This is a genomic window from Aeribacillus sp. FSL M8-0254 (genome assembly GCF_038008845.1).
In the GTDB taxonomy this organism is placed as follows: Bacteria; Bacillota; Bacilli; order Bacillales; family Aeribacillaceae; genus Aeribacillus; species Aeribacillus composti.
In genome coordinates this window covers 37,501-52,958 of sequence record NZ_JBBOZY010000001.1, presented here as the reverse complement: position 1 = coordinate 52,958, position 15,458 = coordinate 37,501, and the positions used below count along the sequence as shown (strand labels likewise).

At 38.4% G+C, this 15,458-nt stretch carries 17 protein-coding genes and 2 rRNA genes (1 of these 19 running past the window's edge); 1 reads left to right on the top strand and 18 read right to left on the bottom strand.

The features are described 5' to 3' along the window. Positions 1-51 precede the first annotated feature (51 nt). The 6 genes from yabG to metG form a co-directional block, all read right to left on the bottom strand. Positions 52-948 carry a sporulation peptidase YabG gene (gene yabG, locus NSQ44_RS00245; RefSeq protein WP_340854386.1) on the bottom strand — a complete coding sequence of 299 codons (897 nt, stop codon included), beginning with the start codon at positions 946-948 and terminating at the stop codon, positions 52-54. Between the two features lie 75 nt (positions 949-1,023). Further along, entirely contained in the window at positions 1,024-1,902 is an 879-nt protein-coding gene (gene rsmA, locus NSQ44_RS00240) for a 16S rRNA (adenine(1518)-N(6)/adenine(1519)-N(6))-dimethyltransferase RsmA (RefSeq protein ID WP_066247210.1), read from the bottom strand. Next, positions 1,856-2,464: a ribonuclease M5 gene (gene rnmV, locus NSQ44_RS00235; protein WP_186439261.1), complete on the bottom strand. Its 609-nt coding sequence runs from the start codon at positions 2,462-2,464 to the stop codon at positions 1,856-1,858. Before rnmV ends, rsmA begins: the two co-directional genes overlap by 47 nt. Before the next feature lie 129 nt (positions 2,465-2,593). Further along, positions 2,594-3,781 carry a ubiquitin-like domain-containing protein gene (locus tag NSQ44_RS00230; protein WP_445659517.1) on the bottom strand — a complete coding sequence of 396 codons (1,188 nt, stop codon included), beginning with the start codon at positions 3,779-3,781 and terminating at the stop codon, positions 2,594-2,596. A gap of 235 nt (positions 3,782-4,016) precedes the next feature. Next, positions 4,017-4,784, bottom strand: a complete 768-nt coding sequence (locus tag NSQ44_RS00225; RefSeq protein WP_063387590.1) for a TatD family hydrolase — start codon at positions 4,782-4,784, stop codon at positions 4,017-4,019. A 96-nt stretch (positions 4,785-4,880) separates the two neighbouring features. Continuing rightward, positions 4,881-6,824: a methionine--tRNA ligase gene (metG, locus tag NSQ44_RS00220; RefSeq protein WP_094244833.1), complete on the bottom strand. Its 1,944-nt coding sequence runs from the start codon at positions 6,822-6,824 to the stop codon at positions 4,881-4,883. A 315-nt stretch (positions 6,825-7,139) separates the two neighbouring features. Between metG and NSQ44_RS00215 the strand changes: the two genes are divergently transcribed. Next, complete coding sequence (locus NSQ44_RS00215) at positions 7,140-7,424, top strand: AbrB/MazE/SpoVT family DNA-binding domain-containing protein (RefSeq protein WP_340854382.1); 285 nt, start codon at positions 7,140-7,142, stop codon at positions 7,422-7,424. Positions 7,425-7,455: 31 nt separating this feature from the next. Here NSQ44_RS00215 and rsmI read toward each other — a convergent pair whose 3' ends face one another. From rsmI to NSQ44_RS00155, 12 genes are all read right to left on the bottom strand, one after another. Then, entirely contained in the window at positions 7,456-8,331 is an 876-nt protein-coding gene (rsmI, locus tag NSQ44_RS00210) for a 16S rRNA (cytidine(1402)-2'-O)-methyltransferase (protein WP_094244832.1), read from the bottom strand. A gap of 48 nt (positions 8,332-8,379) precedes the next feature. After that, positions 8,380-9,117 (bottom strand): tRNA1(Val) (adenine(37)-N6)-methyltransferase, encoded by a 738-nt coding sequence (locus NSQ44_RS00205; protein ID WP_066247199.1) that lies wholly within the window; start codon positions 9,115-9,117, stop codon positions 8,380-8,382. A gap of 72 nt (positions 9,118-9,189) precedes the next feature. Then, a complete protein-coding gene (gene yabA / locus NSQ44_RS00200; protein ID WP_157727880.1) occupies positions 9,190-9,555 on the bottom strand; it encodes a DNA replication initiation control protein YabA in 366 nt (121 codons plus the stop codon). A 13-nt stretch (positions 9,556-9,568) separates the two neighbouring features. After that, on the bottom strand, positions 9,569-10,396 hold the full coding sequence (locus tag NSQ44_RS00195; RefSeq protein ID WP_340854380.1) for a PSP1 domain-containing protein: 828 nt from the start codon (positions 10,394-10,396) through the stop codon (positions 9,569-9,571). A gap of 2 nt (positions 10,397-10,398) precedes the next feature. Then, on the bottom strand, positions 10,399-11,391 hold the full coding sequence (gene holB, locus NSQ44_RS00190; RefSeq protein ID WP_063387597.1) for a DNA polymerase III subunit delta': 993 nt from the start codon (positions 11,389-11,391) through the stop codon (positions 10,399-10,401). Positions 11,392-11,407: 16 nt separating this feature from the next. Further along, positions 11,408-11,848 carry a YaaR family protein gene (locus tag NSQ44_RS00185; RefSeq protein ID WP_063387598.1) on the bottom strand — a complete coding sequence of 147 codons (441 nt, stop codon included), beginning with the start codon at positions 11,846-11,848 and terminating at the stop codon, positions 11,408-11,410. A gap of 12 nt (positions 11,849-11,860) precedes the next feature. Beyond that, positions 11,861-12,190: a cyclic-di-AMP receptor gene (locus tag NSQ44_RS00180; protein WP_063387599.1), complete on the bottom strand. Its 330-nt coding sequence runs from the start codon at positions 12,188-12,190 to the stop codon at positions 11,861-11,863. Between the two features lie 109 nt (positions 12,191-12,299). Then, on the bottom strand, positions 12,300-12,935 hold the full coding sequence (tmk, locus tag NSQ44_RS00175) for a dTMP kinase (protein ID WP_063387600.1): 636 nt from the start codon (positions 12,933-12,935) through the stop codon (positions 12,300-12,302). A gap of 5 nt (positions 12,936-12,940) precedes the next feature. Then, the gene (locus NSQ44_RS00170) at positions 12,941-14,380 is read right to left on the bottom strand and encodes an aminotransferase class I/II-fold pyridoxal phosphate-dependent enzyme (protein WP_340854376.1); all 1,440 of its coding nucleotides are present in this window, start codon (positions 14,378-14,380) and stop codon (positions 12,941-12,943) included. An 80-nt stretch (positions 14,381-14,460) separates the two neighbouring features. Next, positions 14,461-14,664 (bottom strand): sigma factor G inhibitor Gin, encoded by a 204-nt coding sequence (locus NSQ44_RS00165; protein WP_327856104.1) that lies wholly within the window; start codon positions 14,662-14,664, stop codon positions 14,461-14,463. Between the two features lie 120 nt (positions 14,665-14,784). Further along, a 5S ribosomal RNA gene (gene rrf / locus NSQ44_RS00160) occupies positions 14,785-14,900 on the bottom strand. A 139-nt stretch (positions 14,901-15,039) separates the two neighbouring features. Next, positions 15,040-15,458, bottom strand: a 23S ribosomal RNA gene (locus NSQ44_RS00155) (it continues 2,550 nt past the right edge of the window).

The following is a 15,458-nucleotide window of genomic DNA, read 5'->3' as shown; positions in this document are numbered from 1 at the left end:
GTTTTTGCAAAAATTATATGGATTTATCCAAAAAAAAAGCAGTCCAAACGTTTATTCGTTTTGACCTGCTTCCTCAATATATCGGTTAAATGGTAAACCTGACCGCATGACGCCCTTTGTTTCAATGCCTCCTAATCCTTTTTCCCGCGACAAGGTGTTTCGAAGTACATCCCAAACATTAATTCGTTCAACAAAAGGAGTAAAGCTGATTTTAGAAACAATATACACAGGATCTAAAGCATGAATGTTCACTCTTGACGGTGAACTTGCAAAATTGGCCCCAGCTCTTATTAATGACTCAAAATGAGATTGGCATGCACCGGCAAAAATAATCAGCTGATCAAGCCCGGGAATTTTTTTCCGCGCCTTCCTGACCGTTTTAATAAAATCCTTCGAGTGTCGGTAAGCATTCAAATCCAATATTGTCCCTTTATGCTTCGAATAAGAATCATGTCCAGTAATGACAAGTATATCCGGCCGATATTTTTCTAAAAGCTCATCAATATGATCAGCCATTTCGTTTTCTTTTAAATGTATGCCGTGAACAGGAACACCAATTTTTTCGTATAAATTTAAGCATTTTTCCAAATAATTGGGGTCGCCATCTACATGTAATACTCTGCCTGGAATATGAAAACATTCATTTTGATATTCAAATTCGGACGAAGCGTAAAATTCTTGTTTTTCACGAGATAGATCATAATCTTGATTCAGGAGATAAAGCGTATTTTCTATTTTTTCCCTTTCTTGTTTTTCACGTATTTTTTGTTCTTCTTTATTCATGATGACTAAGTCGTCATACGGGGCATCAGCAATTAAACGGACGTCCTGTCCTGAAATAAGGGCAATCAGACGGCCAGTATGATCCTTTTTTATTTCTAAAATCCGAAAAAGCAAATCGCACTGATAAGACTTTCTGGCCACTATCATCCCCGGCTTTATTAGCATAATGTTCACTCCGAACGGGAATAGTTTTCTTTTCTTCTTTAACGTATGTCTTGCTTTTCAAAATGGTGATTTACCCTATTTAAATATTTCGTAAAGTCTGTCGCTCAATAAAGCAAATTCTTCAATGGTCAATGATTCCCCCCTGCGCTTTCCATCGATTCCTGCTGATGTCAAACATTCTTCAATTATGTTTTTATTCGCCTTCCCATTGGGTAAGTTGTTGAGTAAATTGTTCAATAACGTTTTTCTTCTTTGAGCAAAACTTGCTTTTACTACTTGAAAGAAAAATGCTTCATTTTTGACATGAATAAGCGGTTCTGGACGCAAATCGAGGCGAATGACAGACGAATCCACGTTTGGCTGCGGAATGAATACTGTCTTCGGCACCGACATAACCGTTTTCGCTTCAGTGTAATATTGGACGGCAATGGATAATGAGCCGTAATCTTTTGTTGACGGTTTGGCTGTCATTCGTTCTGCCACCTCTTTTTGAAGCATGACGACGATCGATTTTAGTGGCAAACGGTTTTCCAAAAGCTTCATAATGATCGGCGTGGTGATATAGTATGGCAAATTGGCGACTACCATGACTTCACGGCAATTGTTCAATTTTTTTTCAATGATTTCGTGGAGATTTGTCTTTAATACATCTTGATAAATGATTTCGATATTTGAATATGGAGCTAAATTTTCTTCAAGAATCGGAAGCAGTCTGCCATCGACTTCAAAGGCAACAACTTTCTTAGCATTTTTTGCTAATTGTTCTGTTAATGCGCCGATCCCTGGACCTATTTCGATGACTCCTGTTTCTTCTGTTACACCTGCACGCTCAATCATTCGATGCAATATGTTCGGTTCCACAATAAAGTTTTGCCCTAGGCTTTTTTTAAAAGAAAAGCTGTATTTTTCAAGAATTTGTTTCGTTCGGCTTAACGTTGCTATTTCTTTTTCCATCTGCCTCTTCCTCCTTTAAGATCGCCTCAATTGCCTCCAAAAACGCTTCTTTCGTAATATGAAACATTGCCAAGCGTTTCATTAGCTGTTTTCCGTTAGCATAGCCGATTTTTAGCCGCTCTCCAAGCTTTTCCCTCCGCTTTTTTGCCGTTGGACCGCCAATTAAACCATAAAAAATCAAATCTAACATGGAAATGCTGCTTTTCCATTCGTTCATTTCCTCTCTCACCGAACGCAGCGCTTTCCGAATAGATTCTGCGCTGGCATGTTCAACGCCAATTCCTCTCCCGTTTTTTGCTCTGGCTTCATTGCGTGGCAAAAAGGCATGTTTGCATCCAGGAACATGTTCAGCTATTGTTTTGCGAATTTTTTCTCCCGGAGCGTCAGGATCCGTAAAAATAATAACTCCCCGCGTGTTTTGGGCAAGGCGTATTTGTTCAATAATCGATTGATTAATGGCAGAGCCGTTCGTTTCAATCGTATCGGCGTCCACTGCTCTTTTTATTGCCAGCGTATCATCTTTACCTTCAACGATAATAATTTCTTTTATTTTTTTTTTCATTTTTTCCTCCAAAACTTGAAACCTTTTTGTAATATTTGTCGTCAAATTGTATAAAAGGCTACTGATTTTCAATTATAACGTAAAAAAACAGAGGGTCGAAACCCTCTGTCAAAACAGCACTCGATAAAGTTAACGTAAAACCCTTATTTTGACCTTTTTTCGACCCCATTGATATGCTTGAGACTTATTTGGGAAAAATACGTCAATTTTATTCCCGGAAATTGCTGAACCAGTATCGGCGGCAACTGCATATCCGTATCCTTCAACATACACCTTTGATCCGAGCGGAATGACAGACGGATCAACTGCGATTACCTTTGCATTTGGATTTGAGCGCAAATTGTACCCCGTTGCTGTTGTGCCTGAACAGCCATTGCAGGATGCTGTATATGCAGTAGCCGTCACATAAAATTCTTTAGACTTGCTGCCAGTTCCTCTTGAAGCTAGTGCAGGCTGCGAAGAAGCTTTTGTCCCGACAACAACAATTTTATCTTTGCTTTCCTTCGTTGTTACAGTTTTTATAAGCTTACGGGAAATTTCTTTTCCATTTTCCAAAATGACTTCAAACTGTTTTTGGCGTGTTCCTTTTTCGCCTTCTTGAATCACTTTTTTCGTTCCTTCAGCTAAATTTTTATCTGTACGTTGAACGATTTTAAATACAATTGGTTCTTCCACTACATCGGTGACTTTTTCTACTCTGGTAATTTCTACATTTGTGTTTTTATTTAACACTGTTGTTAGCCCAGGCTTTACTTTATCCATTGGATTCAATTTTACGTTATGTTCCTTTAAAAAGTCAGCGACAGTAGTCGAAGTAGACCAAATCTGTTGGTTTTTCCCACCAATATTTAAAGTGATAAGATGCGCTTTATTCACCTTTAGTTCCATGTTTTTTTCAATTTTTGCATCTAATGCTGGTAGAACTTCATCTTTTTCGGTAATAGAAATTTTTTGCTGCCTTAAAACATCTTCTACCGTATCAGCAGTTGTGAAAATCTTCCTTCGCTCATTGTCTACAATCAGTTGGACAGGTTTGGCATATTTTATCACTATATTCATGTTGTCTTGAATGTCCTGATGTTTCGCATGAGAAATATAATCATTAGCTTGTAATTTTATATCTAATTCTTTCAAAAGATCACTGACTTGGTCTGCATGGGTCCTTACTTCCTCTGTTTTCCCATCAATAGTGACTCTAACAGTATCTTTTGTTCCTTCATATCCCCCATACGTTGCTCCTGTGCCAATTAAACATACACCGACTGCAGAAAGGACATACTTTTTTCTCTTGGAAAGGTTGGATACCATATTTTTCATGTTTCCAATCACGAAAACGCCTCCTTCTCCTCCGTGAGATTATATAGAGTATTTTTAAACCTGTCAACCCTCCTGCACTTTTCTCGTTTTTTGTAACTATTATCTTGAAGTTTGAACAAAAAGTGAAGAAAGACTTCTCGACACGTTTATCCTATGAGGAAAAGAAGACGTGTAGAACTTTTTTGAATCATTCTTTTTTCAGACAAGCTTGTACAAGCTTCGACAGAAATCTTTATCATGAAATGCCGAATAATTTTTTTCCATTTCTGGTTGTAATTTTTGCTATTTCTTCAAAGGTGAGTCCTTTCAGCTCTGCAATTTTTTCTGCGATATATTTGACATAGCTTGGTTCATTCCGTTTGCCACGGAATGGATGAGGGGTTAAATAAGGACAATCGGTTTCAATTAATAATCGGTCCAATGGAATTTCCGCAGCTACTTCTTTTGGTTTTTTTGCATTTTTAAATGTAACAGGACCGCCGAACGAAATATAGAAATTCATGTCCATACATTGCTTGGCAACCTCTAAGCTTCCGGAAAAGCAATGCATGACTCCGCCTACTTCCTTCGCATTTTCCTCTTTTAATATTTGAACAATGTCTGCAGTTGCTTCTCTGTTATGAATAATGATCGGCAGCTGTACTTCCTTTGCTAATGCAATTTGCTTGCGAAACACTTCTTTTTGCACATCCTTAGGTGATTTATCCCAATGATAATCCAGGCCCATTTCACCTAGTGCGACAACTTTCGGATGGCTGGAAAGCTCTCTTAACCAATCTAAATCGTGATCCGTCATATCAATGGCATCAACCGGATGCCAGCCGACAGCTGCATATATAAAGTCATACCTTTCAGAAAGCTCTATAGCCTTTGGAATTGTTTCGCGGTCAAAGCCGACAACAACGATAGTTTCCACTTTTTCTTGAAGTGCCCGGTCAATTACTTCGTTTAAATCCTCCTCAAATTGCACCGCATTTAAATGTGCATGAGTATCAAACAGCATATTTTGACATCCTTTCCAATCATTTTTTCCCTTTTTCGATAAAAGGGAAAGAGGTGTTCCACGTGAAACACCCCAAAAAAACATTCTTCGACAAATTTATTTGATTTTCGTTCCATTCGGTAAATCTGAATCGACGGTAGCAAGCGACAAGGTTCCGTTTTCTTCCCCTGCCAAAATCATTCCTTGCGACAATTCTCCACGCAATTTTACCGGTTTTAAATTTATTGCACAAATAACTTTTTTGCCGATTAATTGTTCAGGCTGATAATATTTAGCAATTCCAGAAACAACTTGGCGTTTTTCAGATCCTAAATCCAACTGAAGTTTTAACAGCTTGTCTGCTTTTTCTACTCTCTCCGCTTGAATAACCTCCGCCACGCGTAAATCCACTTTCATAAAATCATCAATTGTAATTTCATTCTCATCATCTGCTGTTTCTTTTTTAGCCTCAGGTGCCGATCCTTTCATCTGCTCTTTTATATAGTTCACTTCCTGTTCAATATCTAAACGCGGAAACAGCGGCTCTCCTTTTTGCACCCGAACCTCTTCCAGCTGCCCAAACTTATGAATGGATTCCCAATTTTTCAAATGATCGTCCTCTACACCTATTTGCGCAAAAATTTTATCCGGTGTTTTTGTTAAAAATGGTTTTAATAAAACGGCTATATGTCGAAGCGACTCAGCCAAATGATACATGACGGATGCAAGCTGATTTCTTTTTGACTCGTCTTTTGCCAGTACCCAAGGCTCCGTCTCATCAATGTATTTATTTGTCCGGCCAATAAATTGCCATAGGGCTGTCAGCGCAACGGAAAACTCCATTTTATCCATGGCTTCTTCGTACTTTTTAACTGTTTCGGTTCTGAATGTGCGAAGAGCCTCATCGTAAGGCGTTTCATCTGCTTGTTCTTTTTTTACAATGCCGTCAAAATATTTATCGATCATGGCCACCGTTCGGTTTAGTAAGTTTCCTAAGTCATTAGCTAAATCATAGTTAATGCGCTCCACAAAGCCTTCAGGAGTAAATACTCCGTCCGCTCCAAACGGAACTTCACGCAGCAAATAATAGCGCAAAGCATCAAGCCCATAACGGTCAATCAATGTAACTGGATCCACAACATTTCCTTTTGATTTAGACATTTTTCCGTCCTTCATTAACAGCCATCCATGTCCAAACACTTTTTTAGGAAGAGGCAGATCAAGCGCCATGAGCATAATCGGCCAGTATATCGTGTGAAAGCGGACAATCTCTTTCCCTACTAAATGAACATCTGCAGGCCAATATTTTTTAAATTTTTCTTCATTCTCGGTTCCGTAGCCGAGCGCCGTAATATAGTTTGTCAATGCGTCAATCCAAACATAAATAACATGTTTTGGATTACCAGGAACTTTAATGCCCCAGTCAAAAGTCGTCCGGGATACCGCCAAATCTTCCAGCCCAGGCTTTATAAAGTTATTGATCATTTCGTTTTTTCTTGATTCCGGCTGAATAAACTCTGGATTTTCTTCATAAAATTGCAGAAGCCTGTCGACATATTTGCTCATTTTAAAGAAATAAGACTCTTCTTTTACCTTCTCAACAGGGCGGCCGCAATCAGGGCAATTTCCGTCCACTAGCTGTCTTTCTGTAAAAAACGATTCACAAGGCGTACAGTACCATCCTTCATACTCATCTAAATAAATATCTCCCTGCTTTACTAGACGGTCGAAAATTTTTTCTACTACCTTCTTATGTCGCTCTTCAGTCGTTCTTATAAAATCATCATAGGAAATATCTAATTTTTTCCATAATTCTTTAATCCCTGAAACAATATCATCAACATACTTTTTAGGAGATACTCCTTTTTCCTCCGCTTTTCGCTGGATTTTTTGCCCATGCTCGTCAGTTCCCGTTAAATACATGACATCATAACCGCGAAGGCGTTTATATCTCGACATGGCATCGCCGGCTACCGTTGTATACGCATGACCGATATGTAATTTATCGCTCGGATAGTAAATGGGCGTCGTTAAATAAAATGTTTTTTTTCTGTTTTCCACAATATTAATCCTCCTTTGCCACTACATTACAGAAAAGCTCTCGTCAGTTGGACGAGAGCGACAAAACCAAGCATTGATTACATATTCTATGATACCATCATAGCCTGTTTTATCAAGAAAATATACATAATCTTTCATCATCTTATAAGATTTACACAGTTATTTAAATTGAACAGTATTTCGAATCAAAAGGATTGACGTTTATTGGAAAAACTGTTATTCTATTAATTGACAATCGCAAATGTCGAATAATGGCGAAAAAGGGAGTATATAGGCGATAAATCTTTATTTTACAAATGGGAGGAGACAAATTTTATGAAATCTACTGGAATTGTTCGTAAAGTTGATGAGTTGGGACGCGTAGTTATTCCGATTGAATTGCGCAGAACATTAGGAATTGCTGAAAAAGATGCTTTAGAAATTTATGTGGATGACGACCGCATCATTTTGAAAAAATATAAACCTAGCATGACTTGTCAAGTAACTGGAGAAGTTTCTGATAATAACTTCCAGCTTGCAGGCGGAAAAATTGTTCTTAGCCGCGAAGGTGCAGAGCAAATTTTAAAAGAAATCCAAACCATTTTGGAATCTTCTAAATAAAAAGTTAAAAGTCCCTACTATTCAGGGACTTTTATTTCAAATGATACTCCTGATACACTTCCCGTTTTGGCAAATTTCGATCCAATGCGGCCAATTTTATCGCTTCTTTTGATGGATAGCCTTTTTCTATATAATGTTCAACATGTTCTTTAATCGTCCATTTACTCCACCATGTTTCTTTGTTATCATCGGGAGTATTTTCTTGACTGCCTTCAATGATTAAACAAAACTCCCCTTTGATTTCATGATTTTCCGCCCAATCTAATAGTTCATCAACTGTCCCCCTCACAAACTCCTCATACATTTTTGTTAACTCTCGAGCAACAGCTATTTTCCTATTGCCAAAAAATTCATGAATATCCTTTAACGTTTCAACGAGTCGATGAGGAGATTCATAAAGGATAATGGTTTCTTTCTTATTTTTTAATTGCTCCAATTGTTTTTTCTTTTCTTTTTTCTTGTGATGTAAAAATCCAAAAAAATAAAAAGGCTGAGGCGCAATTCCTGAAGCGATCAATGCCGTTAATGCAGCATTAGCCCCCGGAAGCGGTATAACCGGATAACGATGGTCTAAAACTAGCTGAACAAGCTCACTTCCTGGATCAGAAATGGTTGGCATGCCGGCATCGCTGACAAGTGCAACTTTTTTCCCTTCTTCAATCATTTTCATGATCTGTCTTCCACTCGAATTTTTATTATGTTCATGATAGCTGATGATGTTTGTATCAATATGATAATAATGACATAATTTTTTCGTTTGTCTCGTGTCCTCCGCTGCAATAACGTCACACTCTTTTAACACACGGATTGAACGGAACGTCATATCTTCTAAATTTCCGATCGGCGTCGGCACTAAATATAGTGCGCCCTTCTCTACATCTTCCGCATAGCTTTTTTGCTGCCACATCCCTATTCACCACCATAATTTATACATTCCGCTTTAGTCACATTTTATTTACCCGTACAATATTTTTTGAACTTCATCCGTATAATTGTTTTGATCATCGTAAACGATCAATGGGGGTAGAATTTTTAAATCAGGATTCCCATCTTTTATTCCTTCTACTAATAAAGTATTTGCTTCCTTTCCAAGCTTTGGATATACAAAGCGAATTCTTTTCGGTTCCACTCGGTATTTTTTCATGAGTTCGATCATTTCTAAAAATCGTCCTGGACGATGGACAAAGGCAACTTTTCCCCCCGGCCTTACCAATTGGCTGCTTACACGTATAGCATCTTCAAGAGTGCATAATATTTCATGCCTTGCAATCGCAAAATATTCGTTTTTATTTAACTCTTCTTGTCCCGGCGTTTTGAAATAAGGGGGATTGCATGTTACAACATCGAACTTCCCATACCCAAGCTGTTTCGGCATGTCCAAAATGTCGCCGTGAATGATCTTTATTTGATGTTCAAGGTGATTATATTGGACAGATCTGACAGCCATATCAAACAGCCGCTTTTGTATTTCCACTCCTGTGATCGTTCCTTTTGTTCTTGTGCTTAATAAAAGTGGAATCACCCCGTTTCCTGTACAAAGGTCAATCAAATTCCCTTTTTGGATCGGGACATACACAAATTTTGCGAGAAGAACTGCATCGAGAGAAAATGCAAAAACTGAAGGACTTTGAATGATGCGCAAATCTTCCGCTAACAAATAATCCAGCCTTTCATCATCGTGCAAATATACCATGTAAATTTCCCTTTCTTGAGATTACTTACTCGTCCTAGTCATAAGAAAAGCCTCCTGAAAAGGAAGCTGCACTTACTTTTTATTTAAAAATGAGAGGCAGAACAGGCAATCTCCATCTTTCCTTACACTGCCATAATGCAGATTACAAATATGAAATCCTTCCTGATAAAGTCTTGCCAGGTTATCATACCCTTCGCCAATATCTATATGTCCAAGCTTTTTTTCCTTCTTCTTAGCGCTTTTCACTTCTTCTTGTTTCAAATTCATTTGATCAAAAGAAGACATTCGTTTGCGCAAGTGGTCGTTTTCCAATTTTAAATGTTGGTTTTCTTCAATTAATTCTCCTATATGCTGCTTTAATTCTCCTAATTGGCGGTACAAATAACCAATTTGTTCCTCCAGCAATGTCACAGCATCAAAAATTTCTTTTTTGTTCACTGGTTTTCCACCTCTAATCTGTGAACTCCATAGAAACAGCATCGTCTTGTATTAATTCTTCCCATGTGTATTCAACGACACGATCGCGATTGATCAGTTCGACTTGCAGCACACGTTCTAAAATATTTAGTCCGACAACCTTTCCTGTTCCATTCGGAGTTTCTATAGTATCTCCAATATCCGGAAGTTGCTCTTTTGCTGTTTCATATTCATCATTCTCATATTTTAAGCAGCACATTAATCTTCCGCATAACCCCGAAATCTTTGTAGGATTCAAAGACAAATTTTGATCTTTCGCCATCTTAATCGAAACAGGCTCAAAATCCCCTAAAAATGTGGAGCAGCATAGCATTCTTCCACAGGGGCCGATTCCGCCAAGCATTTTCGCTTCGTCTCGCACCCCGATTTGTCGAAGTTCAATTCTCGTTTTAAAAATAGAGGCCAAATCTTTTACAAGCTCGCGAAAATCAATACGCCCGTCAGCAGTAAAGTAAAAAATGACTTTGTTGCGGTCAAATGTATACTCTACATCGACAAGCTTCATCTCTAAACCGTGTTCTTCTACTTTTTTTAAACAAATATCCATCGCTTCTTTTGCTGCCCTGTTGTTTTCTTGGACAATCATCCGATCCTTTTCATCAGCTTTCCGAATGATTTTCTTTAATGGAAGCACAATATCATGCTCTTCCACTTGTTTTTTGCTGACTACTACTTTTCCATATTCAATCCCTCTGATTGTTTCAACAATGACATAATCATCAAGCTGTATATCAAAACCATTTGGATCAAAATAATAAATTTTTCCCGCCTTTTTAAAGCGAACTCCTACAACATCATACAAGCTTATCCCTCCTGCAATGTTAAAACCAAATCTTCCATAAGAAGCTGCGGATTAACATTGAAATTTAACCGTTTTTTTGCATTCAAAATGGAGACGATTTGGTGTAAAACAGTTCGTTGGCCAAGCTTTAGCCCTTGCTGTTTTAACATTGGCAATATATCTAAATAAACAACGTCATCTTCATTTCCGATTTGAATTGATAATAAATCTTTATATAAAAATAGGAGAAAATCCAGTCCCATTTCCATTTGCTCTTTATCTGCAAAAAAAGGCACCCAATGATTATGAATAAAAAGCAATGCATGGTCGGGACGGGAGTCCAATACTTCATATAATTTTATCACTTTGGTTCTTGCTTCCGCAAACCAATCGTCACGGCTAAGTGAAAATGCTTCTTCAATATTATTGGTAACTTGACTGACGAGGGCAGCTATATGACTTGGAGTTCCTTTTTTCTCAAGTTCCTGCTGAATCATTTTTGGGGGAATGGGTTGGAAGGTTAATATTTGGCATCTAGAAAGAATTGTCGGCAACACTCGATGAACTTGATTTGTTATTAATATTGCCATTGTTCCTTCCGTCGGTTCCTCCAAAAATTTCAATAAACTGTTGGCCGCATTGACAGTCATCTGGTCGCATCCAGATATGATATAAAGCTTCCGGTTCGATTCAACGCCCGTTTTTGCAAATTCCTTCTGCAATGCTTCTATTTGTTCTTTTTTGATTGATAAGCCATCAGGCTCTATAAAGTGAAGATCAGGATGATTTCCGCTCTCAACTCTCTTGCAGTTTGAACATTGTCCGCACGGTTTATAATTTTTCTCCAAATGCTCGCAAAAATAACTTTTTGCAGTTAAAAAAGCAGCATCCTTTTTTCCTGTGCCCTTTTTCCCTTGAAATAAATAGGCGTGGGCCAATCTATTTTTCTTAAAAGAATTTTGTATTATTTTCAATACTTTTGGCTGAAGTTTTTCGAGTTCTTCCCATGTTTTCATTTATTGTACCACTCACTTACGTATATAAATTCACGATCAGCCCTTTTATTTCCCCTATTTTCCCTAAAATGTTTACGGCATCTTTTTCTTTATTTAAAATTTCTTCGGTCAATTCCACCAGCTTTTGGTCAATTTGGGAAACGATTTTTAAATTCCGTCTGTTTCCATAAAAATCCCAGCTCTTTGATTCTTTGACACCCATTCCGAATTCAATCGTTTCACGAATAAGCCGCTTTACTAATCTTTTAAACTTAGACAAATCATGCATATTTCTCGATTTACTTAGACGTTCTCCGGCTTCCTCCAGTTCATTTAAAAGCTGTTTCCATTGTTCTTCATGGAGCTTGGATTCATGCTTTTCAACCATTTGAGAAAATATTTTAGATCTGTTTTGTGTTCCGTTCTGTTCAATTGTTTGTTTAGGCAGTATTGTTCTTAAATCTTCATTTACTTTCATTTGCTCTCACCTTTAAAATTGATGAAATTGTTCAACTGGAAGGACAAAAACAGTTGCACCGCCAACCTCAATTTCAAGCGGATAGGGAACGTAAGAGTCGGTATTCCCGCCTATCGGTGAAACTGGAGCAACAAGCTGTTGGCGAGATTGGCAGTTCGTTTTAATGATATCGAGCGCTTTTTGCACACGAATGTCTTCTGTTCCAATAATAAAAGTAGTGTTGCCGGACTTTAAAAATCCCCCGGTGCTTGCAAGCTTTGTCACACGAAAGTTATGTTCCGTCAGGGCTTTTAATAAGCGGTTGCTATCTTGATCCTGGACAACAGCCATAATCAATTTCATACGGAAAAGCCTCCTTATTAATAAAAACGGAAAAGCAGGACATCTTGCCAGGACATTTTGCAGCGAATATCAATTTTTCTTCATTATATCAAGCTTGAGAACGATATGACTACAATGTTTCCTTCCAAAATAAGTCCAATGCACTCTCCGCTTCAAAAAAAACTTTTTCTAAAGGCTGATCTGCATTGATCACTTTTATTCTATTCGGAAACATTTCAATGATTTTCTTGTATCCTTCATAAACCTTTTGATGGAAATCCAATTTTTCCAAGTCAAGTCGATTGATTTCTCGATTTTGATTGCTAGTTATTCTTGCTAATCCTTTTTCCGGCAAAATATCAAAAAACAGCGTAAGATTGGGCATCATGCCGGTTATTGCAAATTGATTTATTTCAAGCACCTCTTGAATCCCGAGACCTCTTGCATACCCTTGATAGGCTAAAGAACTGTCAACGAATCGATCGCAAAGTACAATTTTTCCTTTATGAAGAGCGGGAATTACTTTTTCGACTAAATGCTGTCTTCTCGCGGCAGCATAAAGAAGTGCCTCGGTCCTTGCGTCCATCTCTGTATGTTCTTTATGAAGAATGATTTCCCGAATTTTCTCGCTGATGACAATACCGCCTGGCTCGCGCGTCACGACAACGTCTTTTCCTTCTTTTTCTAACTTTTTTTCAAGCTTTTTAATAATTGTCGTTTTCCCCGCTCCTTCAGGTCCTTCAAACGTAATAAAAATTCCTTTCATTAAGATCACCTTTTCCTGAAAATAGAAATAAGGCCTTCTGCTAATTTCTTTCCTCCTTGAAAATTAGCACGCAGCTTCATTAACCTTTTCAACGCTTCAATTTGATTTTTTGTAATTTTTTCTCCCCTCATCAAAAGCGGTATTCCCGGCGGATAAGGAATAATCATTTCAGCAGAGATCTCTCCTATCGCTTCTTCTAATGATACAAATGTTTTTGTACAGTTTTCCATTGCCTCGTAAGAAATAGATAGCTTGCTGATTTCGTCTATTTGTACTTCCTTCTGAAGACCCCATTCCATCTTGCTTGTTTGGCTACTTTTTAATATGTCATTGACTTTCGAAAAGTGTCCAGTATCTTGAAACTCTTTAGCAAACGGAAGCACAAACAAAACATTTAGAGGATCGGCAAGCTCAGGATAAATACGTGCTTTTTCAAAAAGCTCCATTAAATCATAACCTGACATGGCATTTTGTGAACGAATTGTCAGCTTTAAAGGATCAACAGCCACAAAAGGATCCTTCGAAGACACTATATCGATATAGTCAAGCTGTTGAAAGATCTCCACATATTTATGCAAAGTTTGATTCAATTCCTCTTCCTTCGTTAACATATCCTCGACATACGCTCTTGCTAAATCAAGTGAGGCCATAATCAAATAAGACGGACTGCTTGTTTGCAGCATATGTATATAATGGCTAATTTTTTCCTCATTCACCAATTTGCTGTTTACATGCAAAAATGCTCCCATTGTCATAGCAGGCAATGTTTTATGGGCAGATTGTACGACAACATCTGCACCAACCGAAACAGCTGATTTCGGAAACGAAGAACTTGCGATCAAATGAGCCCCATGAGCTTCATCGACTAATACCGGAACACGGCGGGAATGAGCAAATTGAATAAGTTCATTTAATTTTGTATATGTTAAACCGTAATAGGTAGGGCTTGTCAAAATGATCGCTTTTACTTGAGGATATTTTTGAAAAGCTTTCTTTACCGTTTCAACTGGTACATAAGAAGGCACTTGAAAACCTTCATCGAACTTGGGAGATAAAAAAACAGGCTTTGCACCGGCCAGCTCTAATCCATGCATCACTGATTTATGACTATTTCGTTGAACGAATACGACATCCCCCTTTTGGCAATTAGCAAGAATCATTGCCAAGTTTCCGACCGTTGAACCATTCACTAAAAAATATGTTGACGATACTCCATATAATTCTGCTGCAAGCTGCTGCGCCTCTTTAATGATCCCTTCTGGCGCATATAAATCATCTAAATTAGCAATCTCAGTCAAATCCAGCTGAAGCGTTTGCCGAAAATGCGGAAACTGATTTGGATCATAAAGAATCCCGTTTTTATGACCAGGTACATGAAACGAAAGAGGATTTAACTGACAATGTTGAATTAAAGCATTATACAACGGAGTACGAATTTTTCCCATCTGCTTTCATCGCCCTTTTCTATTTGCTGCATAATTCATTATAACAAAAAGAAAAACTTGACCATCTGTTTATAGCCAAGTTAAGAATAAATTTTGGAAGCTGCCGCTTTTTTTAATTGTTCAACAAAATATTGATATTTCCAGTCACTCGTATCAGTCTGCACCATGTCCTTTTCACAATCCGTGCAAATAAAACTTGAATATAAATGAATGCCCTTCTCTTTTTGCTTATCACAGATCACACACGTTTCCCCAATTATTTCACTCTGTTGACTGTAAGTCATTCCTTCTCCACCTCCACCTTCATTATGTCCAAAATAAATATAATCTATGCAATTTTTGGAATTTTTTATTTATTTTTATATAAAAAAAGAGCAGCATCGATCGCCGCTCTTTTTCTTTTTGCCTGGCAGCGTCCTACTCTCACAAGGGACAAACCCTCACTACCATCGGCGCTGAAGAGCTTAACTTCCGTGTTCGGGATGGGAACGGGTGTGACCTCTTCGCCATTGCCACCAAGCAATTTTTTTCTATTCATTGTTCCATTCAGTTCGATGGACAACTAATATTATAACTTTTTGATCGCAGTTGTCAACACTTTTTTGAATATCATTCTTTCAAAACTAGATAACGGTTCCTTCACGAATAGATGCTCTTTCTTGGTTAAGTCCTCGATCGATTAGTATCCGTCAGCTCCACGTGTCACCACGCTTCCACCTCGGACCTATCTACCTCGTCATCTTCAAGGGATCTTACTCGCTTTTCGCGATGGGAAATCTCATCTTGAGGGGGGCTTCACGCTTAGATGCTTTCAGCGCTTATCCCTTCCGCACATAGCTACCCAGCGGTGCCCCTGGCGGGACAACTGGTACACCAGCGGTGCGTCCATCCCGGTCCTCTCGTACTAAGGACAGCTCCTCTCAAATTTCCTGCGCCCGCGACGGATAGGGACCGAACTGTCTCACGACGTTCTGAACCCAGCTCGCGTACCGCTTTAATGGGCGAACAGCCCAACCCTTGGGACCGACTACAGCCCCAGGATGCGATGAGCCGACATCGAGGTGCCAAACCTCCCCGT

Coding starts and splice junctions, on each gene's coding strand:
- yabG (WP_340854386.1), bottom strand. CDS start 948: ATGCTAATAAAGCCGGGGATGATAGTGGCCAGAAAGTCTTATCAGTGC.
- rsmA (WP_066247210.1), bottom strand. CDS start 1,902: ATGGAAAAAGAAATAGCAACGTTAAGCCGAACGAAACAAATTCTTGAA.
- rnmV (WP_186439261.1), bottom strand. CDS start 2,464: ATGAAAAAAAAAATAAAAGAAATTATTATCGTTGAAGGTAAAGATGAT.
- NSQ44_RS00230 (WP_445659517.1), bottom strand. CDS start 3,781: ATGAAAAATATGGTATCCAACCTTTCCAAGAGAAAAAAGTATGTCCTT.
- NSQ44_RS00225 (WP_063387590.1), bottom strand. CDS start 4,784: ATGCTGTTTGATACTCATGCACATTTAAATGCGGTGCAATTTGAGGAG.
- NSQ44_RS00215 (WP_340854382.1), top strand. CDS start 7,140: ATGAAATCTACTGGAATTGTTCGTAAAGTTGATGAGTTGGGACGCGTA.
- rsmI (WP_094244832.1), bottom strand. CDS start 8,331: ATGTGGCAGCAAAAAAGCTATGCGGAAGATGTAGAGAAGGGCGCACTA.
- NSQ44_RS00205 (WP_066247199.1), bottom strand. CDS start 9,117: ATGGTATATTTGCACGATGATGAAAGGCTGGATTATTTGTTAGCGGAA.
- holB (WP_063387597.1), bottom strand. CDS start 11,391: ATGAAAACATGGGAAGAACTCGAAAAACTTCAGCCAAAAGTATTGAAA.
- NSQ44_RS00185 (WP_063387598.1), bottom strand. CDS start 11,848: ATGAAAGTAAATGAAGATTTAAGAACAATACTGCCTAAACAAACAATT.
- NSQ44_RS00180 (WP_063387599.1), bottom strand. CDS start 12,190: ATGAAATTGATTATGGCTGTTGTCCAGGATCAAGATAGCAACCGCTTA.
- tmk (WP_063387600.1), bottom strand. CDS start 12,935: ATGAAAGGAATTTTTATTACGTTTGAAGGACCTGAAGGAGCGGGGAAA.
- NSQ44_RS00170 (WP_340854376.1), bottom strand. CDS start 14,380: ATGGGAAAAATTCGTACTCCGTTGTATAATGCTTTAATTCAACATTGT.
- NSQ44_RS00165 (WP_327856104.1), bottom strand. CDS start 14,664: ATGACTTACAGTCAACAGAGTGAAATAATTGGGGAAACGTGTGTGATC.